Annotated in this window: 20 protein-coding genes and 3 pseudogenes; 17 read left to right on the forward strand and 6 right to left on the reverse strand. The window is 63.2% G+C overall.

Going from position 1 to position 20580, the window contains the following annotated elements:
• Positions 1-35: 35 nt before the first annotated feature.
• The 3 genes from M3G19_RS01060 to M3G19_RS01070 all read left to right on the forward strand — a co-directional run bounded on the left by M3G19_RS01060 (position 36) and on the right by M3G19_RS01070 (position 2914).
• Positions 36-869 (forward strand): tRNA (adenine-N1)-methyltransferase, encoded by an 834-nt coding sequence (locus M3G19_RS01060; protein WP_259899978.1) that lies wholly within the window; start codon positions 36-38, stop codon positions 867-869.
• An 11-nt stretch (positions 870-880) separates the two neighbouring features.
• The gene (arc, locus tag M3G19_RS01065; RefSeq protein WP_259899980.1) at positions 881-2374 is read left to right on the forward strand and encodes a proteasome ATPase; all 1494 of its coding nucleotides are present in this window, start codon (positions 881-883) and stop codon (positions 2372-2374) included.
• A gap of 165 nt (positions 2375-2539) precedes the next feature.
• Positions 2540-2914, forward strand: coding sequence for a hypothetical protein (locus M3G19_RS01070; protein WP_259899982.1), 375 nt, complete (start codon positions 2540-2542; stop codon positions 2912-2914).
• Here the strand turns inward: M3G19_RS01070 and M3G19_RS01075 are convergent.
• Positions 2911-4305 (reverse strand): PLP-dependent aminotransferase family protein, encoded by a 1395-nt coding sequence (locus M3G19_RS01075; RefSeq protein ID WP_259899984.1) that lies wholly within the window; start codon positions 4303-4305, stop codon positions 2911-2913. The two genes, M3G19_RS01070 and M3G19_RS01075, sit on opposite strands and share 4 nt — an antisense overlap.
• A gap of 63 nt (positions 4306-4368) precedes the next feature.
• Here M3G19_RS01075 and pdxS point away from each other — a divergent pair, with 63 nt between their 5' ends.
• From pdxS to M3G19_RS01095, 4 genes and pseudogenes are all read left to right on the forward strand, one after another.
• On the forward strand, positions 4369-5268 hold the full coding sequence (gene pdxS, locus M3G19_RS01080) for a pyridoxal 5'-phosphate synthase lyase subunit PdxS (RefSeq protein ID WP_396121728.1): 900 nt from the start codon (positions 4369-4371) through the stop codon (positions 5266-5268).
• A 153-nt stretch (positions 5269-5421) separates the two neighbouring features.
• Positions 5422-6681 carry a TrkH family potassium uptake protein gene (locus M3G19_RS01085; RefSeq protein WP_396121729.1) on the forward strand — a complete coding sequence of 420 codons (1260 nt, stop codon included), beginning with the start codon at positions 5422-5424 and terminating at the stop codon, positions 6679-6681.
• A 34-nt stretch (positions 6682-6715) separates the two neighbouring features.
• Entirely contained in the window at positions 6716-7363 is a 648-nt protein-coding gene (locus tag M3G19_RS01090) for a TrkA family potassium uptake protein (protein ID WP_259899987.1), read from the forward strand.
• Between the two features lie 23 nt (positions 7364-7386).
• Positions 7387-7989 (forward strand): annotated as a pseudogene (locus M3G19_RS01095) (proteasome accessory factor PafA2 family protein); the annotation flags it as partial.
• A 176-nt stretch (positions 7990-8165) separates the two neighbouring features.
• On the opposite strand, the pseudogene M3G19_RS01100 reads toward M3G19_RS01095, so the two are convergent.
• Both M3G19_RS01100 and M3G19_RS01105 read right to left on the reverse strand, forming a co-directional pair.
• Positions 8166-8291: pseudogene (locus tag M3G19_RS01100) on the reverse strand (aminoacyl-tRNA hydrolase); the annotation flags it as partial.
• 24 nt (positions 8292-8315) lie between these two features.
• The gene (locus M3G19_RS01105; protein ID WP_259899989.1) at positions 8316-8708 is read right to left on the reverse strand and encodes a nuclear transport factor 2 family protein; all 393 of its coding nucleotides are present in this window, start codon (positions 8706-8708) and stop codon (positions 8316-8318) included.
• A 106-nt stretch (positions 8709-8814) separates the two neighbouring features.
• Between M3G19_RS01105 and M3G19_RS01110 the strand changes: the two genes are divergently transcribed.
• Both M3G19_RS01110 and M3G19_RS01120 read left to right on the forward strand, forming a co-directional pair.
• Positions 8815-9195, forward strand: coding sequence for a winged helix-turn-helix transcriptional regulator (locus M3G19_RS01110; protein WP_396121724.1), 381 nt, complete (start codon positions 8815-8817; stop codon positions 9193-9195).
• 266 nt (positions 9196-9461) lie between these two features.
• A pseudogene (locus tag M3G19_RS01120) lies at positions 9462-10010 on the forward strand (pyridoxal 5'-phosphate synthase lyase subunit PdxS); the annotation flags it as partial.
• Between the two features lie 17 nt (positions 10011-10027).
• On the opposite strand, the gene M3G19_RS01125 reads toward M3G19_RS01120, so the two are convergent.
• Positions 10028-10375 carry a type II toxin-antitoxin system PemK/MazF family toxin gene (locus M3G19_RS01125; protein ID WP_259899991.1) on the reverse strand — a complete coding sequence of 116 codons (348 nt, stop codon included), beginning with the start codon at positions 10373-10375 and terminating at the stop codon, positions 10028-10030.
• Positions 10365-10604 carry a ribbon-helix-helix domain-containing protein gene (locus tag M3G19_RS01130; RefSeq protein ID WP_259899993.1) on the reverse strand — a complete coding sequence of 80 codons (240 nt, stop codon included), beginning with the start codon at positions 10602-10604 and terminating at the stop codon, positions 10365-10367. The genes M3G19_RS01125 and M3G19_RS01130 overlap by 11 nt, the downstream gene beginning before the upstream one ends.
• Before the next feature lie 172 nt (positions 10605-10776).
• Between M3G19_RS01130 and dop the strand changes: the two genes are divergently transcribed.
• The 8 genes from dop (at position 10777) to M3G19_RS01170 (ending at position 19999) form a co-directional block, all read left to right on the forward strand.
• On the forward strand, positions 10777-12288 hold the full coding sequence (dop, locus tag M3G19_RS01135) for a depupylase/deamidase Dop (RefSeq protein ID WP_259899996.1): 1512 nt from the start codon (positions 10777-10779) through the stop codon (positions 12286-12288).
• Between the two features lie 9 nt (positions 12289-12297).
• The gene (locus tag M3G19_RS01140) at positions 12298-12489 is read left to right on the forward strand and encodes a ubiquitin-like protein Pup (protein WP_259899999.1); all 192 of its coding nucleotides are present in this window, start codon (positions 12298-12300) and stop codon (positions 12487-12489) included.
• 23 nt (positions 12490-12512) lie between these two features.
• Positions 12513-13907, forward strand: a complete 1395-nt coding sequence (gene pafA / locus M3G19_RS01145) for a Pup--protein ligase (protein ID WP_259900230.1) — start codon at positions 12513-12515, stop codon at positions 13905-13907.
• Positions 13900-14847 (forward strand): YafY family protein, encoded by a 948-nt coding sequence (locus M3G19_RS01150; RefSeq protein ID WP_259900000.1) that lies wholly within the window; start codon positions 13900-13902, stop codon positions 14845-14847. The genes pafA and M3G19_RS01150 overlap by 8 nt, the downstream gene beginning before the upstream one ends.
• On the forward strand, positions 14840-15778 hold the full coding sequence (locus M3G19_RS01155) for a YafY family protein (protein WP_259900001.1): 939 nt from the start codon (positions 14840-14842) through the stop codon (positions 15776-15778). Before M3G19_RS01150 ends, M3G19_RS01155 begins: the two co-directional genes overlap by 8 nt.
• Before the next feature lie 62 nt (positions 15779-15840).
• Complete coding sequence (gene tatA / locus M3G19_RS01160; RefSeq protein WP_259900002.1) at positions 15841-16164, forward strand: Sec-independent protein translocase subunit TatA; 324 nt, start codon at positions 15841-15843, stop codon at positions 16162-16164.
• Positions 16165-16257: 93 nt separating this feature from the next.
• Positions 16258-17229, forward strand: a complete 972-nt coding sequence (gene tatC, locus M3G19_RS01165; protein ID WP_259900004.1) for a twin-arginine translocase subunit TatC — start codon at positions 16258-16260, stop codon at positions 17227-17229.
• 22 nt (positions 17230-17251) lie between these two features.
• Complete coding sequence (locus M3G19_RS01170; RefSeq protein WP_396121725.1) at positions 17252-19999, forward strand: DEAD/DEAH box helicase; 2748 nt, start codon at positions 17252-17254, stop codon at positions 19997-19999.
• On the opposite strand, the gene M3G19_RS01175 is transcribed toward M3G19_RS01170, so the two are convergent.
• Entirely contained in the window at positions 19996-20565 is a 570-nt protein-coding gene (locus M3G19_RS01175) for a serine protease (protein ID WP_259900015.1), read from the reverse strand. The genes M3G19_RS01170 and M3G19_RS01175 overlap by 4 nt on opposite strands.
• Between the last annotated feature and the right edge of the window lie 15 nt (positions 20566-20580).

Consider the following 20580-nt stretch of genomic DNA (forward strand, 5'->3'; position numbering starts at 1 on the left):
CACACCACCGTTCCAAAGCTCATAGAAGGAGAGCGATGTACTCCGGACCGTTCCAACCCGGCGATAAAGTCCAGCTGACGGATGCGAAGCGACGGCACTTCACAATTGAGCTCACACCAGGGGGGCAGTTCCACTCGCATAAAGGGATCGTCAACCACGACGACATCATCGGTGCGGATGAGGGAACGGTGGTCAAGTCGACTTTGGGTGCAGATTTCCTCTGTTTCCGTCATCTGCTCGTGGACCACGTCCTTTCGATGCCGCGCGGCGCTGCTGTGATCTACCCGAAGGACGCCGGGCAGGTGCTCGTGGAGGGTGATATCTTCATGGGTGCGCGCGTCCTCGAAGCGGGAGCTGGTTCGGGCGCGTTGACGATGTCGCTGCTGCGCGCGGTCGGTCCGACGGGGCACGTGTTCTCTTATGAGATCCGCGATGACCACCTGGCGTTCGCCCGCGACAACGTCGCCGATTATTTCGGCGGTGCACCTGAATGGTGGACTCCGAAGCTGGGGGATTTCGGGGAGATCACCGCAGAAGAGCTCGGTGGGCCAGTGGACCGCGTCATTCTCGACATGGTGGAGCCGTGGCAGTTCATCGACACGGTCAAAGACGTGCTCATCCCCGGAGGTGTGTTCATGACGTACGTGACGACGGTGCCTCAACTGATGAATATCGTCGAGACGATTCGCGAGGCGAAATGCTTCACTGAGCCGCGTTCGTGGGAGACGCTGCTGCGCGAGTGGAAAGTTGAGGGGCTGGCCACGCGCCCGGAGCACCGCATGAACGCGCACACCGCATTCTTGGTCTGGACGCGCAGGCTTGCCGACGGGGTGACCCCGCCGCGGCCGCAGCGCCGGGCTCGTCGATAAGCTCGGAAGGCATGACCCACCCCGATCCGGCCGAGCTGAAGGCCCAGAACCGCGCACTGTCCGCCCGTAATAAGCAACTTGCCGAGCTGCTGAAGTCGTCGCGGGACAAGCTGAAGGATCTCAATGCTCAGGTGGAGGCACTGGGCGACCCAGCGTCGACGTACGGCATCTACCTTGGCCCGGCGCGTCGCGGCACGGAGGCGGAGGTGTTCACTTCCGGCCGCCGCATGCGTCTTCATGTGTCGCCGTCGGTGGAGCCGGGAACGCTGACTCCGGGAGGGCTAGTCCGCCTCGGCGAGGGCTCGGTGGTCGTGGAGGCGTGCGGGTACTCCACGACGGGACAGCTGGCGACGTTATCGGAGCGGATCGGGCACGATCGCGCGATCGTCGCGGACATGCAGGGCGCCGAGCAGGTCGTTCACCTGACGCAGAAGCTGCAAGAGAAAGCCCGCGCGGGCGACACGCTTCTGATCGATGCCAAGGCAGGATATGCCTTCGAGCGGATTCCGAAGACGGAGGTCAACCAACTCTCCCTCGAGGAAATCCCGGATGTCACCTACGACGATATTGGCGGTCTGCGCACCCAGATCGAGACGATCCGCGATTCGGTGGAGCTGCCGTTCACACATCCGGATTTGTACAAGACCTACGACTTGAAGCCCCCGAAAGGCGTGCTGTTGTACGGTCCGCCGGGCTGCGGCAAGACGTTGATCGCGAAGGCGGTGGCCAATTCGCTGTCGTCGCGGATCGGGGACGGAGGTGCGGCGCACTTCCTTAACGTCAAAGGCCCGGAGCTGCTCAATAAATACGTCGGCGAGACGGAGCGCCGGATCCGCCTCATCTTCGAGCGCGCCCGCGAGCTTGCAGGGGAGGGGCGCCCGGTGATCATCTTCTTCGACGAGATGGAGTCGATTTTCCGCACGCGTGGCTCGGGTGTCTCCTCCGACATGGAGACGACGGTGGTGCCGCAGTTGCTCACCGAGATCGACGGCGTCGAGGACATCGCGAATGTCATCGTGATCGGCGCGACGAATCGCGAAGAGCTCATCGACCCAGCGATTCTGCGCCCCGGGCGCCTGGACATCAAAATCCGCATCGACCGCCCAGATCGCGCGGAGGCAAAAGAAATCTTCGCCCGTTACCTCACCGACAGCGTCCCAAGTGAGGACAGCACGGAGATGCTTATCGACGCTGCCGTCGATAAGCTCTTTGCCCCCCGCCCCTTCGTGAAACTCACGCTGGTGGATGGCTCGGAAGAGACCCTGCATTATGCGGATTTCGTGTCGGGCGCGATGATCGCGAATATTGTCGACCGCGCGAAGAAGCTCGCGATCAAAGACGAGATCGATGGGCGTGGCCGCGGCGTGACAGTGGAGCACCTCCGCGCGGCTGTGCGCGCCGAGCAGGATGAAAGCGAAGACATGCCGAATGTCTCAAATCCGGACGAATGGGCCCGAATTACTGGCCGAACAGGAAAGCGTGTTGTCGCAGCTGAAGTGCTGTAGCCAGTGAATTGCCAGAACGTTCCTACGGAAATCAACGATATATTCGTAGACAACACTGTTTCTTCTCCCTAACATTGCGTGGCAAGTCGACGGCATTACGGAGCCGCGACGCTGAAATTGCACATGAACCCCGGAAAGCGCCCGGGATACTAGAAGGAGATAGCAATGAAGCTTACTAAGATCAGCACTGGTATTGCCGCAGGTCTGCTGACCGCATCCCTCGCTGTCGCGCCGCAGGCGTTCGCTGCGGAGGGTGACCCAGCGGAGGCCCCCGCTCCAGATTCCAAGTCCAGCCTGTCCGACCTGTCCTCCGATGGCGTCAAGGACGGCGAGGGCAGCAGCACCGGCAAGGACGGCGAGGGCAGCAGCACCGGCAAGGACGGCGAGGGCAGCAGCACCGGCAAGGACGGCGAGGGTTCCTCCCTCGACGACAAGCAGAAGAAGATCATCGGCGGTGTCTTCGGCGGCCTGGCTGGCCTGGCACTGCTCGCCGGCATCTTCAACTTCCTGCAGTCCCAGGGTGGCAAGCTCCCGTTCTAAGTCGAACTGCCGCTTCGCATCACCTCCAGCACTGTGCGGAAGTCAGATTCGCTGAGGTGAGCGAAGCTCACGACAAGGCCGTCATCGCGTCCTGACCACAGGGCGTCGAGGCGGCCACTTTCTATGCCTTGGTCCGCCAGTTGGCGTGCAAAGGTATCGCGAGCGGAGGGGCTCGGAAAGGTGACGGCGAGGTCGACGCCGTTAGATTCAGCCATCTCGGTGACCGTGGCGCCGTGCCGCGTGAGCTGCGGGATGATCTCAGCAGCGACAATCTCCCGGCGTTTAGCGAGGCGATTGTGCACTGCTTTCGTGTTGCGGCGCACATGCCCGTTGCGCAGCAAGTGGGCGATGGCCAGCTGCGTGACTGCGGCGACGGGCATGCCCATGACCGCGCGGGTGCGGCGAACGTCCTCCGCCAGGGGCGACGTCGAAGCCACGTAGCCGGCAGCGACAGACCTAGTAAGCAGGGTTGAAAATGTGCCCAACGTGACCACATGCGCGCTAGTCTGCAGGGCTGCGAGCGGCGGGACGGGGGAGGTGCGGTAGCGCAGTTCGGCGTTGAAATCGTCTTCGATGATGACCGTGTCAGTTTCGGCGGCCCAGTCGAGGAGGGCGCGCCGTCGCGTAGCGGGCATCGATGCGCCAAGCGGGTACTGGTAGGACGGGGTGACCAGCAGTACGTCGAGGTCGTTCGGCAGTGCATCGACATTCACGCCGGCGTCGTCGACAGGGCATGGCACTGATGTGTGCCCCGTTAGTGGAATGACGTTGCGTAGCCCCGGGTGGCCGGGATCTTCCACGCCGACGCGCAAGCGGTTCCCGCCCGCCACTGCAGTAAGCACGAGGACGAGGCCTTCGCGGGTTCCGCCCGTTACCACGACATCACGCTTATCGACGTTCAACCCCCGCCCCATTCGCAGATGTTCCGCGATCGCTTGGCGCAGCTGTTGTTGACCTGTCGGTTCCGTCACGACGGCGGGGTCCGCGGCTGCTTCGCGCCACGCCTGCCGCCACGCCGCAGGGCGGATGGCTCCGGCATGCCCGGAGGAGGGTTTTAGAGAGATCACCGACGTGGAGCTGCGTGGCGGGCGGGGAATCGGTTTGGTGTGCGGCGTCGGGGCTGGCTGCGCGGAGCGCGAATCAGTATTAGGCAACGACGGGTTCACTCGCGTCGGCGCTCCCTGCGTGGCGGTGAGGTAGCCCTCGCTAATGAGCTGGTCATAGGCCGTGACGATGGTGCCACGGGACACGCCTGCTTGGCGGGCGAGCACGCGGGTCGATGGAACCTCGTCGCCGGGGCGGAGTGCACCAGAGGAGATGGCGGACCGGATTGAGGCTGCCACTTGGGTGGTGAGGGGGATGGGGAGGGAGCGGGTGACGTCGATAAGCAATGCAACTGGTCCAATAAAATAGCGAACTGCTGGCTCTTGGAATCTACCAGTCGGCGGGCGATGCTGGGGCGCATGACGTTTACAACTGATATGTCCAAGACTGAATTGACTGATTCGTTCCGCGGCGGGGTGATCATGGATGTGGTGACGCCGGAGCAGGCGACAATCGCAGCCGATGCTGGCGCCGTCGCTGTGATGGCGCTCGAGCGTGTTCCCGCTGATATCCGTGCGCAGGGCGGTGTCGCGCGCATGTCCGATCCGGACTTGATCGAGGGGATCTTGTCCGCGGTGGATGTGCCTGTGATGGCAAAGGCGCGCATCGGACACACGGTTGAGGCGCAGGTTCTGCAGCACCTGGGTGTCCACTATGTGGATGAGTCAGAGGTCCTGAGCCCGGCAGACTACGTCAACCACATCGACAAGAAGGCGTTCGATGTGCCATTCGTGTGCGGTGCGACGAATCTGGGAGAGGCTTTGCGCCGCATTAACGAAGGGGCGGCGATGATCCGCTCCAAGGGTGAGGCCGGCACGGGCGATGTGTCGGAGGCGACGAAACACCTTCGCACGATCACCGCCGAGATCGCCGGCCTGCAGGCGAAGTGGAACGGCAACCGCGACGAGCTGTACGTCGCCGCCAAGGAACTTCAAGCGCCGTACGAATTGGTCGCGTGGGTCGCAGAGCACGGCCGTCTTCCGGTGCCGCTGTTCGTCGCCGGCGGAGTGGCCACTCCGGCGGATGCCGCGCTGATGATGCAGCTGGGAGCGGACGGCGTGTTCGTCGGCTCCGGCATCTTCAAGTCTGGCAAGCCAGCTGAGCGCGCGGCCGCCGTCGTGAAGGCGACGAAGAACTACGGCGATATCGCGGTAGTCGCGGAGGCTTCGCGCGGCCTGGGTGAAGCCATGGTCGGCATTAACGTCGCTGATCTCCCGGCGCCGCACCGTCTCGCAGAGCGCGGCTGGTAAATCCCACGGTGTGCGTGGAAAAGCGGGGAACGGCGATGATGCTGTGTATTGTTGGCACCCGTGAATCAAGCGCCCCTTAACGGGCTTTTAAGCCCAGCACGGCTCACCGTCGCTGGTTTCCTCCTGCTCATCCTCCTCGGAACCGGAGTTCTCATGCTTCCGGTTTCGGCCGTCGGCGACGAGTGGACACCGTTCCTTGATGCATTCTTTACGGCCACATCCGCTGTCTCGCTGACAGGCTTGATCGTCGAAGACACCGGGACCTACTGGAAGCCTTTCGGCCAAGCCGTTATTTTGCTGCTCATCCAGTTGGGCGGTTTGGGCATCATGTCGCTGGCCTCCCTGTCCGGCATGGTGGTCACCGGAAAGGTGAGTCTTCGTGCCAGGCGCACAGGAGCCGCGGAAGGCCGACCCATGGCCGCCGGCGGGGTGCGCCGGACACTCATCTTCACGCTGCTGTTCACGTTGTCCGCCGAGGCCATGATCGCGGTGGTGCTGACCCTGCGGTTCTTTTTCGGGTATCACCACTCTTTTGGCCGAGCTGTGTGGGAAGGTGTTTTTCATGCGATTTCGGCGTTCAACAACGCCGGATTCAGCACGGAGAATGAAAACATGGTGCCGTTCGTGGCGGACGCGTGGATTCTGTTGCCCATTGCGGCTGCCCTGATCGGCGGCGGCATTGGCTACCCGGTGTGGGCTGAAGTGGCCTCGCGGGTACGGCACCGCACGTCGCGGGCTCGGACAATGTCGTTGACGGCGCGAATGACGTTCGTGGCTACCGCTGTGCTGCTCGCTGGAGGCATGGTGTTCGTCGCCCTAGCGGAATGGAACGGTCTGCTCGGGGACATGCCGGTGTGGCAGAAGCTTCTCAACGCGTTCTTCTTGGGTGCGTCGCCGCGTACCGCCGGCTTCAACTCAGTTGATTATGGCGATGCACATCCGATCACCCTCATGGGGACAGATCTGCTGATGTTCATCGGCGGAGGTTCAGCTGGCACAGCAGGCGGCATCAAGGTGACAACGGCTGCGGTGCTTGTCGCGGCGATGGCGTCGGAGTTCAAAGGTCGCGAGGAGACCACCGCGGGCAAACGGACGCTACCAGAAGCCGTCGGGAGGCAAGCGTTGGCGTTGGCTTTTGCGGGCACCGCTGTCGTCACGGCGGGAGTGGGGGCGCTGCGGGTTTTCGACCCTCAGTTCACGGGCGACGAGATTGCATTCGAAGTCTTCTCTGCATTCGGCACAGCGGGGCTTTCAACAGGAATTACGGCGTCGTTGTCAGCACCGTCGCAGGTGGTTCTGTGTCTTCTCATGTACTTAGGGCGCATTGGTTCCGTTACTCTCATAGCTGCATTGGCATCGAATACGATCAACCGCCGGTTCAGTTACCCCGAAGAAAGGCCTTTCATTGGTTAAATCATTCCGCGGATCTAAGCCGAAATGGTCCCACATGAACATCACGCCGGTCATGGTGATCGGACTCGGCCGGTTCGGAGTCTCTCTAGCTTCGGAGCTCACGGCCAACGGTGTGGAGGTCCTCGGTATCGATCTCGATCCCAAGCTGGTGAAAGAGCATGCTTCCCGACTCACGGACGCCGTTGTCGCGGATGCGACGGATCCGGAAGCATTGGAGCAGCTAGGCTTGGCGGACATCAAGCATGTCGTCTTGGCTGTGGGCACGAATTTGGAGTCGTCTATCCTCACGGCATCGAACTTGATTGAGGCGGGTGTGCCGGATGTGTGGGCGAAGGCGGATTCGGAATCGCACGGACGCATCTTGAAGCAGCTGGGTGTGCACCATGTTGTGCACCCGGAGCGTGACACAGGCAGGCGCGTTGCGCACTTGCTCGGCGGGCAGTTCCGGGAGTTCGCGGAGATCGCCCCGGGGTATTCGGTGACGAGCATGAGTGCTCCTCAGGCATTGGTCGGCGTGCCGGTTGATCTCGACGCACTGTGGCGCGAGGAAGGCGCGCAAGTCATTGCGGTGCGCGGCATCGACGGTGATTTTCATCCGTTGAAACCAGGCACGGTGCTGGAGCCGTCGGACGTCATCATCGCCGGCGGGAGTCCTGCAGCCTTGGAGCATTTGACCCGCTAGGCTTGCGTCCCATGACGCGTTTCATGGGCACGGAGACGGAATACGGGATCACCACGCCGGACGATCTGGCGTTGAGCCCGATCGTGAGCTCGACGCATGCGGTGGTGGCGTATGCGGCGATGAATACGGCGGCCCGCGCTCGCTGGGATTACCAGGCCGAGCACCCTCTCAAAGACAGTCGCGGTTTCGATTTGAAGCGCTACCAGACGGTCCCGGTCGTCGCGCCGAACGCGATCGGGGTGGCGAATGTGGTCACGTCCAACGGGGCGCGGTTCTATGTGGACCACGCGCACCCGGAATACTCCTCGCCGGAGGTCGCGGACGCGTACAGCGCGATGGTGTACGACGCGGCGGGGGACCTCATCTTGCGCCAGGCGGCGGAGCGTGTGGCGCAGCTGTATAACGAGGGCGTCAGCGTGCTCGAGGGCCACGACCCGTGCCCGCCGCTGAAGTTCTATAAGAACAACGTCGACGGAAAGGGTGCCTCGTACGGATCGCACGAGAACTACCAGTACTCGCGGGATACTCCGTTTGAGCAGATCGCGGCGGGGCTCATCCCGTTCTTCGTCACCCGGCAGATCTTCGCAGGCGCCGGGCGCGTCGGCATCGGAGAGGAAGGGGAAGAGGACGGCTTCCAAATCTCGCAGCGCGCGGACTATTTCTTCCAGGAGGTTTCGCTGGAGACAACGCTGAACCGCGGCCGATCATCAATACCCGCGACGAGCCGCACGGCGATTCCAGCCGGTTCCGCCGCATGCACGTCATTGTGGGCGATTCGAATATGGCGAAGGCACGCATCGGACACACCGTCGAAGCGCAGATTCTGCAGCACCTCGGTGTCCACCACCACGCCGGCGTTGTGGCGGGTGGATGCGTATTGCGGGCCGGGGTTGCACAGGCCGACGATCAAGACGGGGGAGTCGCTCACGCCAGCCAGTGTAGACACCGACGCTTAGTTGCCCCAGAACCGGTCTTCCGCGTCCGGGTCGGAAGAGAACAGGTACACCTCGGCGATCCTGCCGTCGCGGACAATGAACAGGTCAATGCCGGGTTGATCGAGCGACTCGTTGCCCTTGGTGCCGCTAAAGGAAAGTGGCACGGTGACGTGGTCCTCGTTGACCATCGGGGGGCCAGTTGGTGCCACGATGAAGGTGCCACTGGTGTTTTCGACCATTTGGCCAAGGATGGAGGCGACGGCATCGGGGCCGGTGTGCGTGCCGGAAAACTTGTTCGCGCCGGGTTGGTGCCAGATGACATCGTCGGCGAGCAGGGCGAGCGCTTCGGGGACGCGCCCTTCGGCGAGGTTGGAGAAGTAGGTGTTCACGGTATCGAGGGCAGAGGACATGATGGCTCCTTGGAGAGTCAGGAAATGTGATAGTTACTAAAAGTAACTAATGGAGGATGATACTGCCCGGGGATTGAATGTCAAGGACCGGCGATACACTGAGCCCGTGTCTGAGAAACAAGCCTGTGAGCAGCTCTGGGACGTCATGCTCGCCACTTGCCCTTCGCGTTCCGCGTTGGCGACCATTGCGAACAAGTGGACAGTGCTCGTGGTCAACAGTTTGCAAGACGGGCCCCAGCGGTTTGGCGATTTGCGGGGCGAGGTTGGTGGCATCAGCGCCAAAATGCTCACTGAGCAACTGCGCGCTCTAGAGCGCGAAGGCATTGTTGCGCGACAGTCCTACGCCGAATCACCGCCGCGCGTCGAGTACGAGCTCACCGAGCTCGGCCGTGGTTTGATTGGACCGATGGTTGCGCTGCGCACGTGGGTGGAGGCAAACTTCGCCGATATTCAGCAGCACCGGCAAACCTTCGACGCGCAGGACTGATCCTTCGCGCCGCCGTGGCACTGTGCTCCAAGAACGGCAAACGGCCGGGGGCTACGGTTGCACACCGTTCCCGCCGGCCGTCGTGAAGCGAAACGCGCTTACTCGGACGCGCCCTCGTCGCCCTCGCCGCCGTCGGCGACCTCGACGTTGTCCGGGTTCGCCTCGTCGGAGTCGGCACCAGCCTCGGCGCCGCCTTCCTCTGCCTCGGCTGCGGCCTCCTCGAGCTCCTCGTCAACCTGCTCGAAGGTGACGTTGACCAGAAGGGTATTGACAAGCGTTCGTTCGACGTGCCGTTCGTGTGTGGCGCGACCAACCTGGGGGAGGCGTTGCGACGCGTCAACGAGGGGGCGGCGATGATCCGCTCCAAGGGTGAGGCTGGCACGGGCGATGTGTCCGAGGCGACGAAGCACCTGCGCACGATCACCGCTGAGATCGCTGGGTTGCAGGCGCTGTGGAACGGTAACCGCGACGAGCTGTATGTTGCGGCGAAGGAGCTGCAGGCTCCGTACGAACTGGTCGCGTGGGTCGAGGAACATGGCCGACTTCCGGTGCCGCTGTTCGCCGCAGGTGGCGTGGCCACTCCGGCAGATGCGGCGTTGATGATGCAGCTCGGCGCGGACGGCGTTTTCGTGGGCTCCGGCATCTTCAAGTCCCGCAAGCCCGCCGAGCGCGCGGCCGCCGTCGTAGCCGCCACGAAGAACTACGACGATATCGCTGCGGTCACTGAGGCCTCGCGCGGCCTAGGCGAAGCCATGGTTGGCATCAATGTCGCGGACCTGCCGGCGCCGCACCGTCTCGCAGAGCGCGGCTGGTAGCGGATCGGCGCTCCAGATCAGAGCCTCATTTCGAGGTTGAACGCGAAAGCGAGTGCGGATGCGAGCTGTTTCTCCTGGGCGAATGATAGGTAGCCGATGTGCTGAAGAACGTCATCTTTGGGGACGGTCATCACGTTGTCGGTGTTGGCAACGCTGACGTGGTCGAGCCCATTAGCTTCGTCAAGAACGACCTCGGTGGCCAATTCCCGAATCGTCGATGTGACGGGCAGGACGGTGACAGTGGACAAGCGGCCCACTGCCAATTGGCGCGTGAGGATCACTGCTGGGCGGACTTTATCCAGTCTGACCATCCTGATCTCGCGGCGCTCGTAGGCATTTGGCTTATTGCCCGCGTCAATCGTCAAAGCGAACACGTCCCTTCACTGCGTTGACGATGAAGTCGATTTCGGGGTCGGGATGTGCAGCAATGGTCTCAAGATCCCGCAGGGTGATGAGGCGGCGGAGTTCGCGCTCCACTGCTCCGTCGACAAGCTCGGCCCGACTCTTCGCCAGTCCGGACTTGACTGCTTCGTCCATCGCGTTCACAAGCGGCTCAGAGATACGGAGGGAGATTTGCCTGGTCGTTGAACTCATATACCGGAATGTATCCCAAAATGGGATGCAATGGAACCCACATGTGCTGATGGGAGGAATGGGGGTGTGAGTGCCGCAAAGCCTGAAGCCTCGGTTCCGTCGGCAACAGCGTATGAGGGGACCAACGATCCGGCAGAACCGTGGAGAATATGACCCGCTAGGCTCGAAGACCATGACGCGTTTCATGGGCACGGAGACGGAATACGGGATCACCACGCCGGACGATCTGGCGTTGAGCCCGATCGTGAGCTCGACGCACGCGGTGGTGGCGTATGCGGCGATGAATACGGCGGCCCGCGCTCGCTGGGATTACCAGGCCGAGCACCCGCTCAAAGACAGCCGCGGTTTCGATTTGAAGCGCTACCACACGGTCCCGGTGGTCGCGCCGAACGCGATCGGGGTGGCGAATGTGGTCACGTCCAACGGGGCGCGGTTCTATGTGGACCACGCGCACCCGGAATACTCCTCGCCGGAGGTCGCGGACGCGTACAACGCGATGGTGTACGACGCGGCGGGGGACCTCATCCTGCGCCAGGCAGCGGAGCGTGTCGCGCAGCTTTATAACGAGGGCGTCAGCGTGCTCGAGGGCCACGACCCGTGCCCGCCGCTGAAGCTCTACAAGAACAACGTCGATGGCAAGGGAGCTTCGTACGGTTCGCACGAGAACTACCAGTACTCGAGGTACACGCCGTTCGAGACGATCGCGGCGGGGCTCATCCCGTTCTTCGTCACCCGGCAGATTTTCGCGGGTGCCGGGCGCGTGGGCATCGGTGAGGAAGGCGAGCAGGACGGTTTCCAGATCTCGCAGCGTGCAGACTATTTCTTCCAGGAGGTTTCGCTGGAGACGACGCTGAACCGCGGCATCATCAACACGCGCGACGAGCCACATGCGGATGCGACGCAGTTCGGCCGACTGCATGTCATCATCGGCGATGCCAACATGTCGCACTACGCGAATTTCCTGAAAATCGGCACCACGAAGCTCGTCCTCGACGCGATCGAAAATGGCGTTGATTTCAGCGACCTGCGCTTGAAAAACCCGGTCGCCGAGCTCAAGGCCACATCGCGCGATCTCACGCTTGGCCACGAGCTTTCGCTTAGCGACGGCCGCTGCCTCACCCCCATCGCCCTCCAGCGCGAGTATCTGCGCAGGGTAAGCGGTGGGGAAGGGGAGCAGGGGAGCGTCGATAAGCGTGTGCTCGAGCTGTGGGACGAGGTGCTCAGCGACCTTGAGCGCGACCCGTTGTCGACGGCGGACAGGTTGGATTGGACCGCGAAATATGCGCTGATCAAGGGCTATGTTGACCGCGGTGTGCCGTGGAGCGACGCCAAGTTGAAGGCGGTGGATCTGCAGTACGCGGATATTGATCCGGCGAAGTCGCTGTACCACGCGCTCGTGCGTGCCGGACGGATGCGCACGCTGGCGACCGAGGAGGAGATCGCGCACGCCGCGGCGCACCCGCCGGAGAATTCGCGGGCGTATTTCCGGGGACGCGTCGCAGCCGAATTCGGCGAGGACGTGATCGCCTCTAGTTGGCAGTCGATCCAATTCGAGACTGCGCAGGGCCCGCGGACCGTGGCGTTGAATGCAGTGGACGAATTCACGCGTGAGGAAGTCGGGGAGCTGCTCGACCGTGCGGATAGCGTGGACGACCTCGTCGCTGCGCTCGTGGACGGAAAGTAGGGTAGAGGTATGGCACAGGATCAGATCAATATTTCCGGCGGCGGCGATAACGGCGAAAGCGAACCGGGCGGCGCGCAGAACGCTGGCCAGGTCAACGTGAACACGACCGGCACCGACGACCTGCTCGACGAGATCGACGCGCTGCTGGACACGAACGCCGAGGAATTCGTCCGCTCCTACGTCCAGAAGGGCGGCCAGTAGTGGCGGTGTACCCGCGCCGCATCATGGGTATCGAGACCGAATTCGGTCTCACTGCCACCCGCGACGGCGCAGCGGTCCTGCGGCCGGAAGAGATCGCGCGGTACCTGTTCCGCCCGGTCGTGGCGCAGTACAAGAGCACGAATATCTTCACGGACAATGCCGCGCGGCTCTATCTCGACGTCGGTGCGCACCCGGAGTACGCGACGGCCGAGTGCGACTCGCTGACGCAGCTGCTCAACCACGACAAGGCCGGCGAGCTGCTCTTCAACGAGCTCGCCGTGCAGGCACAAGAGGCGCTCGCTGCCGAAGGTATCGGCGGGGATGTCTATTTGTTCAAGAACAATGTCGACTCCGCCGGCAATTCCTACGGCACACACGAGAACTACTTGATCAGCCGCGAGCTGTCGCTCAAGCACTTCGGTAAGCGCCTTCTGCCTTTTTTGATCACCCGCCAGCTCTTGTGCGGCGCGGGCATGATCACCAAAGACGGACAGTTCGCGCTGTCGCAGCGAGCGGACCAGGTCTGGGAGGGTGTGTCGTCGGCGACAACGAGGACGCGGCCGATCATCAATACCCGCGACGAGCCGCACGGCGACTCCAGCCGGTTCCGCCGCATGCACGTCATTGTGGGCGATTCGAATATGGCGGAGCCGACATTCGCTTTGAAGGTGGGGTCGGCGCAACTGGTCATCGAGATGCTTGAAGCGGACTGGGAGATGCCCGCTTTCGATGTCGCTGACCCGATCGCGCACATCAAGGAGATCGCCCTCGACCCGACCGGCCAGACTCCGCTCGAACTCAAGGACGGTTCCACCGTCACGGCATTGGGGGTCCAGCGCGCCGTGCACACCGCGGCCGGGAAATGGCTTGAGCAACGCCCCGATGAGGGAACACCCAACCACGAACTCGCCCGGGTAGTCGAGCTGTGGGGCAGGGTGCTCGACTGCGTCGAAAGCCAGGATTTCCAACCTGTGGCCGGCGAGATCGACTGGGTGATCAAACGCGACCTGTTGGAGCGCTACCGCGCGCGCCTCGGCGGGGACTGGAGTCACCCGAAGCTCGCACAGATCGACTTGGCCTACCACGACATCAATCGCGACCGCGGACTGTTCTACCTGCTCCAGCGCAAGGGCATGGTGAAGCGGTGGACCACCGACGAGGCGATCGCGCAGGCCGCCACTAGTGCGCCGCAGACAACGCGCGCCGCCATGCGCGCAGAATTCCTGGCGAAAGCGCGGGAGCTCGGCGCCCGCTACACGGTGGACTGGGTGCACCTCAAAGTCGACCGCCCGGAGCCGCAGACCGTGGACCTGCAGGATCCATTCGCCACGTCCGACGCGCGCGTCAACGATCTGCTTAGCTATATGGAGACTAACCGCGAGCATTTGAACGACGCGCAGGGAGGGATCCGTGGCTGAGACGCCGGGACATGCAGATGTGATCGAGAGGCTGACCAACCTCACCTTCGCTTTGCTCGGCTCCGCCAAACCGCGCGAATACGAATGGGTGCGCACCCACGTCGATGGTTATAAGGATCGCACCGATATCGCGCTGACGCGAATGCTCGCCCGCGATGTGCGCTCACTGCGCCGCGCCGGCGTTCCCGCCCGCATGGAAAACGGCCTTATCTGGGTGGACAAGGATGTCTACGAGCTCCCGCCGATCACATTCACCGACGAGGAGGCGTTCGTGCTCGGCCTCGCTGGCGACCTCGGTACGGCAGGAAGCTTGGGCGCCTTCGCGCGTTCCGGGTGGACGAAGATCGCCGCAGGAGGCGCAACCCGCACATTCGATGCCCCGCCGATCGCCGCGCTGGACAACGATATTTCGCGGCTCGACGCCGATACCGTCACCGCAGTCACCGCGTGTGTCCGTTCAAATACGCGCATGCGGTTCACCTACCGTCCATCGCCGACCGCGGAGCCCCAGACACGCACGATGGACCCGTGGGGGATCGTCGCCCTGAACAACCGCGCCTATGTCGTTGGATTCGACGTGGAGCGCGGTGCCGAGCGGAGTTTCCGCGCTGTGCGCGTGACCGATATCCGCAAGGTCCAAGCCAGCGACTTCCACCACCCGGACCGCCCGTTGCAGCAGGTCGTCGAAGATTCGTTGCGCGGCCCAGTCGTGGACGCGATCATTAGCGTCGAGGATGGCACCGCGCACGAGCTGGTCAACGCGGGCACATTGCTTGACGACGGCACCGTAGCGCTTCACAACGTCGAACGCGACTGGCTCGTGCGCACGGCAGCGAGCTTTGCACCCGATGCAGTGGTGCTGGAACCAGAAGATGTTCGCGCTGATGTCGTGTCGCTCTTGCGCGCAGCAGCAGGAGGAGGGGAGAGTGCTCATGGCTGAGGCGAGAAAAGACAGCCCGGAGAAGCTGGCGGCGCTGGTGCGGGCGCTGAATCTGATTCCGTACCTGCACAAGCACCCGCAGGCCACGCCGATGGAGATTGCCCGCGACCTCGGTCATTCGCCGGCTGAGGTGATGGATGACCTGCGCCGTCTGCAGATGTCCGGTGTGGGCAGCGGTCCCGGTGAGCTGATCGATCTCGCCGCCGAGTGGACCGGTGTGACCGTGATCGACGACCAGGGCCTGAACACCCCGCTGCGGCTCACGCCGACCGAGGCGAATGCTCTGCTTCTCACCCTCGAATCGTTGGAGACCATGCCGGGGCTGGTGGATCAGCGCGCGGTGAATTCGGCGGCGCAAAAATTGCGCGACGTGATGCGCTCTCAAGGCGTGCCCGATGCGGAGCAGCCGCAGACATCCGGACCGGAAGCGATCGTGTCGCAGGCACTATCGCAGCGCCGCATGCTGGAGCTCACGTACTACTCCGCGACCTCGGACACGCTGCGCACACGCACCGTATCGCCTATGGGTCTGTTCCACCGCGACGGCAACACCTACCTCTCCGCGTTCGAATACGGCGACCCGAAGACGTTCCGGTTGGACCGCATCCATGACGCGACGCTTCTCGACGCCCCGTCGACCCCCGCACCCAAGGTCACCTACGACGCCGATGACCCCTTCGGTTTCCGCCAGGCGAACGTAGCAGAGCTGCAGATTGCCACCGAGGCCACGTGGCTGGCGGACTACTGGCAGATTGAGCTCGGCAGCGAGGAAGAAGACGGCTGGGTCGCTGCGACAATGCCGTATGGCAGCGACGACTGGCTGATCCGGTTCTGCCTGAGCCAAGCCGACCGTGTGCGAGTGGTTTCACCCCCGCATATCGCAGAAGCGCTCGCCGCTGCCGGATCTGCGGGTCTCGAGCGTTATGCTTAAGGCTTAATAGACGCGCCCTCGCGCTCGCCCGAGCAGATTTAAAATCTCCGAAAGGAACTCCAATGAGTGTTGGCCCATGGGAAATTCTCCTCGTCGTCTTCGTTGTCCTGCTTCTCTTCGGCGCTACGAAGCTGCCTGAGCTCGCCCGCTCGGTGGGCCGTTCCGCCCGCATCTTCAAGTCCGAGGTCAATGAGATGCAGAACGACGGTAAGCAGCAGGGCACAGGTGCAGCGACTGCGACGGCCGATGCACCGCAGAACCAGCAGCCGCGCGAGATCACCCAGAACCCGTCTAACCAGGCCCAGCAGAGTGTCGAGCAGGGATTCTGGAACCAGCCGCAGAACCAGCAGCAGCCGAACCAGCCGGGCACGACCCCGAACGCCTAAGCGCGCCCCGTGGGACAACAGGTTTCAACCACACGCTCGAAACGGGCGCGGAAGGGCCCCAAACTGCGGGGGAAACGTGATCCGCAGGGCATCATGTCGCTCACGGAGCACCTCCAGGAGCTGCGCCGCCGCGTGGTCGTCTCGCTGCTGGCGGTCCTAGCAGGCACCATCCTCGGCTTCATCTGGTACCAGTGGGCGCCTGGTCCAGTCATGCCGCTCGGCGAGATCATTCGGCGACCCTATTGTTCACTGCCGCCTGAACTGCGCGCTGATCTGACCTCCGACGGTTCGTGCCGTCTCATCGCAACGACACCGTTCGAGATGTTCATGTTGCGCATGAAGGTCGGCTTCTTGGCGGGGCTGGTCTTTGCTTCGCCTGTGTGGCTGTACCAGATCTGGGCGTTCATCACGCCAGGCCTGCACAAGAACGAACGCCGCTGGACCTTGAGCTTCGTCAGCCTTGCCGTCACGCTATTTGTCGCCGGCGCGGTGATCGCGTATTTCATCGTCGACCAGGGCCTGGAGCTCCTTATGTCGATCGGCAAGGAGTATCAGATCGCCGCACTGTCAGGTCAGCTCTACTACAACTTCGTTCTGGCGCTGATCGTGATCTTCGGCGTGAGCTTCGAGGTTCCGCTCGTGGTCATCATGCTCAACCTGGCGGGTCTTTTGCGCTACGACCAAGTCAAGGACAAGCGCCGCATCATCATCGTGGCGCTGTTCATTTTCGCTGCGGTGATCACCCCGGGCCAGGACCCGTTCTCGATGATCGTCCTTGCGCTGTCGCTGTCTCTGCTCGTTGAGTTGGCTTTCCAGTTCTGCCGCATTCACGATAAGCGCGCGGGCAGACAGACAAGTGAGTGGGCATCGCTTGACGACGAAGAAGCCTCTGGCCCCATCGAAGCGCCCGCCCCAATCGGTGCCGCCTCTGGCCTGGGTACGGCAAGCACGATCGACCGACCGGCACCGATTCGCACTGACGCGGAAGCAGCGGACGGAGGCTATGGGGCGACGTCGATAAGCGGGCGTGCTGATACGCCGAACTTCTTCGACGACGTGCTCTGACCTTTAGGTTAGGGTGGTGGGCATGCACCTCGATGAGTTCCGCGCGAGCAAACCGTTTCCCCTCGACGATTTCCAGATCGAGGCGTGCGAGGCCGTCGAGGCCGACCGCGGCGTGCTCGTGTGCGCGCCGACTGGCTCCGGCAAGACCGTCGTCGGCGAATTCGCCGTGTCTCTGGCGCTCTCGCGCGGCACGAAATGCTTTTACACCACGCCGATCAAGGCGCTGAGCAACCAGAAGTACCACGACCTTGTCAATGAACACGGCGAGGATGCCGTCGGCCTGCTCACCGGCGACAGCAGCATCAACGGCAATGCCGAGATCGTTGTGATGACCACTGAGGTCCTGCGCAACATGATCTACGCCGAATCGCCCGCACTGGACCGTCTCTCGCACGTGGTGATGGACGAGATCCACTACCTGGCCGACCGCGACCGCGGCGCCGTGTGGGAGGAGATCATCCTCAACCTCGACGAATCTGCACGGATCATCGGTCTGTCGGCGACCGTGTCCAATTCGGAGGAATTCGGCGAATGGCTCGACGAGGTCCGCGGTGACACCGATGTGATCGTGTCCGAGAAGCGCCCCGTTCCGCTGAACCAGTTCATGATGGTGCAGCGCAAAATCATGCCGCTGTTCGAGCCCGGTTCGGACAAGGTGAACCGTGATCTGGAGCGCACGATCGAGCGCATCGAGACCGGCGCCGACGAAGGCCGCCGCGATTTCGAGGAAGGTCGCGGTTTCCGTTCCCGCTCGGGTGGTCGCCGAAGCGGCGGGAAGCGCTCGCAGGACCGCGTCCGCCCGGTGGGCCGCCCGGAGGTTGTGGAGGCGCTCAAAGGCCGGGACATGCTCCCGGCGATCGTATTCATCTTCTCCCGCGCTGGCTGCGACGGTGCGCTCTTCCAGTGCCTGCGCTCCCGCAAAGAGCTGACCACTCCGGAGGAAGCGGACCGCATCAAACAGATCGCCGATGAGGGCGTGGAAGGCATTCCCGAAGAAGACCTCGACGTCCTCAATTACCGCCAGTTGCGCACTGCGTGGTCGCGCGGTTTCGCGGCGCACCATGCGGGCATGCTGCCGGCGTTCAAGCACATTGTGGAGCAGCTCTTCGTGGAAGGCCTCGTTCGCGTCGTCTTCGCCACGGAAACGCTCGCGCTGGGCATCAATATGCCGGCGCGCACGGTCGTGCTGGAGAAGATGGTCAAATTCAACGGCGACGCCCACGTCGACCTCACGCCGGGTCAGTACACACAGCTCACGGGCCGTGCGGGCCGACGCGGTATCGATTCGATCGGCAACGCCGTCGTACAGTGGGCACCAGCGATGGATCCGCGCCAGGTCGCAGGGCTCGCCTCCACACGCACGTATCCGCTCATCTCGCTGTTCACGCCCGGCTACAACATGGCGATCAATATGCTGCAGATGAACGGCTTTGAAGACTCGATCAGGTTGATCGAGAAGTCGTTCGCCCAGTTCCAGACCGACCGCAGCGTCGTCGGGGAAGTGCGGAAGATCGAGCGGCAGAAAGGCAGCGTCGATAAGCTGCGCGCCGAACTCGACGCCGCTGTGGCCGAGCTCGGCTTCGGCGACTCTGACGGCGATATTGCTGCAGATCTCGTCGATTACACGCGGTTGCGCCGCGACCTCGCCGACGAGGAGAAGCGCGCGAAGAAGAATTCCATCGAGGAGCGCCACAAGGAAATCCAGAAAATTCTTGGCCGCCTTCAGGTCGGTGAGGTCATCGCGTTGCCGTCCAAGCGCCGCCCGGAGCTCGCTGCCGTCGTCGCGCCCGCCGGCAGAAAAGACGATCCGCGCCCGTGGATCACGACCGAGCGCGGCTGGTCCGGGCGTATCGACGCCGCGTCGTTCGGCAACGCCCCCGTCGTCGTCGGCCGGATCAAGGTGCCGCGCGATATCGCCCACAAACCGCGACGCCACACGCGGCGCGTCGTGCAAGAACTCACCCGCGGCAAGTTCCGCGCGCCGAAGAATTTGAAGGAAAACGCGCGGTCGCGCACGTCGAAAAAAGCGCTTGAGCTTCGCGACGCCATCCGCGCCCACCCCGTCCACTCCTGGCCCGCGGCCGACCGCGAACGGCTCGCCCGCCTAGGCGAGGACCTCGTGCGCGAAGAGCGTGCCCTTGCGAAAGCACAGGCGAACGTGGACACCCAGACCGACACTCTGGGCCGGATGTTCGAGCGCATCATCGGGCTGCTCACCGAAATGGACTACGTCGAGCTTGTCGACGGCGAGCCCACCGTCACCGAAGAAGGCGAGCGCCTCGCACGCATTCACAATGTCTCCGACCTGCTTGTCGCGCAGTGCCTGAAGCGCGGCATCTGGGACGAGCTGGATCCTGCGGAGCTGGGCGGTGTGGCGTCCATGTGCGTGTTCGAAAACCGCAAGGCCACCGGCGGCTACCCGGAAGCGGCCACCGATCGGATGGCCGACGCGATGAACGCCACGCAGCGCATCTACGGCGAGTTGGCCAGTGACGAGCAACGTCACCGCCTTCCTCCAACGAATATGCCCGACCCGGGTTTCGCCCTCTCGCTTCACCAGTGGGCCGCTGGCGCGCCACTCGGCTACGCCCTAGCAGCCGCCGCTGAGTCCGGCGCGGAACTCACGCCCGGCGATTTCGTCCGTTGGTGCCGCCAAGTGATCGACCTGCTCGAACAGATCGTCCAAACCGGCTATTCCGACGAGATCAAGCACAACGCCCGCCGCGCGGTCGAAGCGATCCGCCGCGGTGTCGTGGCGATCGGCAACTAGTCGCTGAGCTCATCTTCGAGGCGCTGTTGCAACGCTGCGGGAAGGAAATTCACTACCGCGAAGTGGGAGTTGCGCCCGAAGGGGTCGACGATGAGCGATTGCACGCCGACGATCTTTCCGTCTGCGAGCACCGGTCCACCGGAATCGCCCTTGATCGCCGGCGTCCGGTTGAAGATGATGCCAGCTGGCCGCACGAACGAACCCGTCCGCGAAATAGCGACAGGAAGCGGCATGATCAGTCTCCCGTCGCGGGCCTGCATCCGTTTCGCGCGTCCGCCGTACCCGAATGTGACCGTCGGAGTTCCAAGCGCCGGCGATGAACTCAACTTGGGAAATTCTCCATTGGTAGCATGCGGGAACGGTCGGGTGCGGACAATGGCGATATCTGTGCCGTCGACATGCTCGACACTGCGGATGGTGCGAATTCTCGCTCCCGCGCGAACAGCCGCGCCCTCGGCGTTCTCCCGGAAGAAGTGGTTGCAGGTCAACACGACGTCAGGCGCGAGCAGCGTGCCGCTGCAATACGCGCCGCGGGCGGAAATGCGTGTCAACGCGTCGGGAAACATGCTCACGATCGTAGG

The sequence above is a fragment of the Corynebacterium sp. p3-SID1194 genome (genome assembly GCF_025144155.1).
Classification (GTDB): Bacteria; Actinomycetota; Actinomycetes; order Mycobacteriales; family Mycobacteriaceae; genus Corynebacterium.

Coding starts and splice junctions, on each gene's coding strand:
- M3G19_RS01175 (WP_259900015.1), bottom strand. CDS start 20,565: ATGTTTCCCGACGCGTTGACACGCATTTCCGCCCGCGGCGCGTATTGC.
- tatC (WP_259900004.1), top strand. CDS start 16,258: ATGTCGCTCACGGAGCACCTCCAGGAGCTGCGCCGCCGCGTGGTCGTC.
- M3G19_RS01105 (WP_259899989.1), bottom strand. CDS start 8,708: ATGTCCTCTGCCCTCGATACCGTGAACACCTACTTCTCCAACCTCGCC.
- M3G19_RS01155 (WP_259900001.1), top strand. CDS start 14,840: ATGGCTGAGGCGAGAAAAGACAGCCCGGAGAAGCTGGCGGCGCTGGTG.
- M3G19_RS01140 (WP_259899999.1), top strand. CDS start 12,298: ATGGCACAGGATCAGATCAATATTTCCGGCGGCGGCGATAACGGCGAA.
- pafA (WP_259900230.1), top strand. CDS start 12,513: ATGGGTATCGAGACCGAATTCGGTCTCACTGCCACCCGCGACGGCGCA.
- tatA (WP_259900002.1), top strand. CDS start 15,841: ATGAGTGTTGGCCCATGGGAAATTCTCCTCGTCGTCTTCGTTGTCCTG.
- M3G19_RS01130 (WP_259899993.1), bottom strand. CDS start 10,604: ATGAGTTCAACGACCAGGCAAATCTCCCTCCGTATCTCTGAGCCGCTT.
- M3G19_RS01170 (WP_396121725.1), top strand. CDS start 17,252: ATGCACCTCGATGAGTTCCGCGCGAGCAAACCGTTTCCCCTCGACGAT.
- M3G19_RS01085 (WP_396121729.1), top strand. CDS start 5,422: ATGCTTCCGGTTTCGGCCGTCGGCGACGAGTGGACACCGTTCCTTGAT.
- M3G19_RS01070 (WP_259899982.1), top strand. CDS start 2,540: ATGAAGCTTACTAAGATCAGCACTGGTATTGCCGCAGGTCTGCTGACC.
- arc (WP_259899980.1), top strand. CDS start 881: ATGACCCACCCCGATCCGGCCGAGCTGAAGGCCCAGAACCGCGCACTG.
- M3G19_RS01090 (WP_259899987.1), top strand. CDS start 6,716: ATGAACATCACGCCGGTCATGGTGATCGGACTCGGCCGGTTCGGAGTC.
- dop (WP_259899996.1), top strand. CDS start 10,777: ATGACGCGTTTCATGGGCACGGAGACGGAATACGGGATCACCACGCCG.
- M3G19_RS01060 (WP_259899978.1), top strand. CDS start 36: ATGTACTCCGGACCGTTCCAACCCGGCGATAAAGTCCAGCTGACGGAT.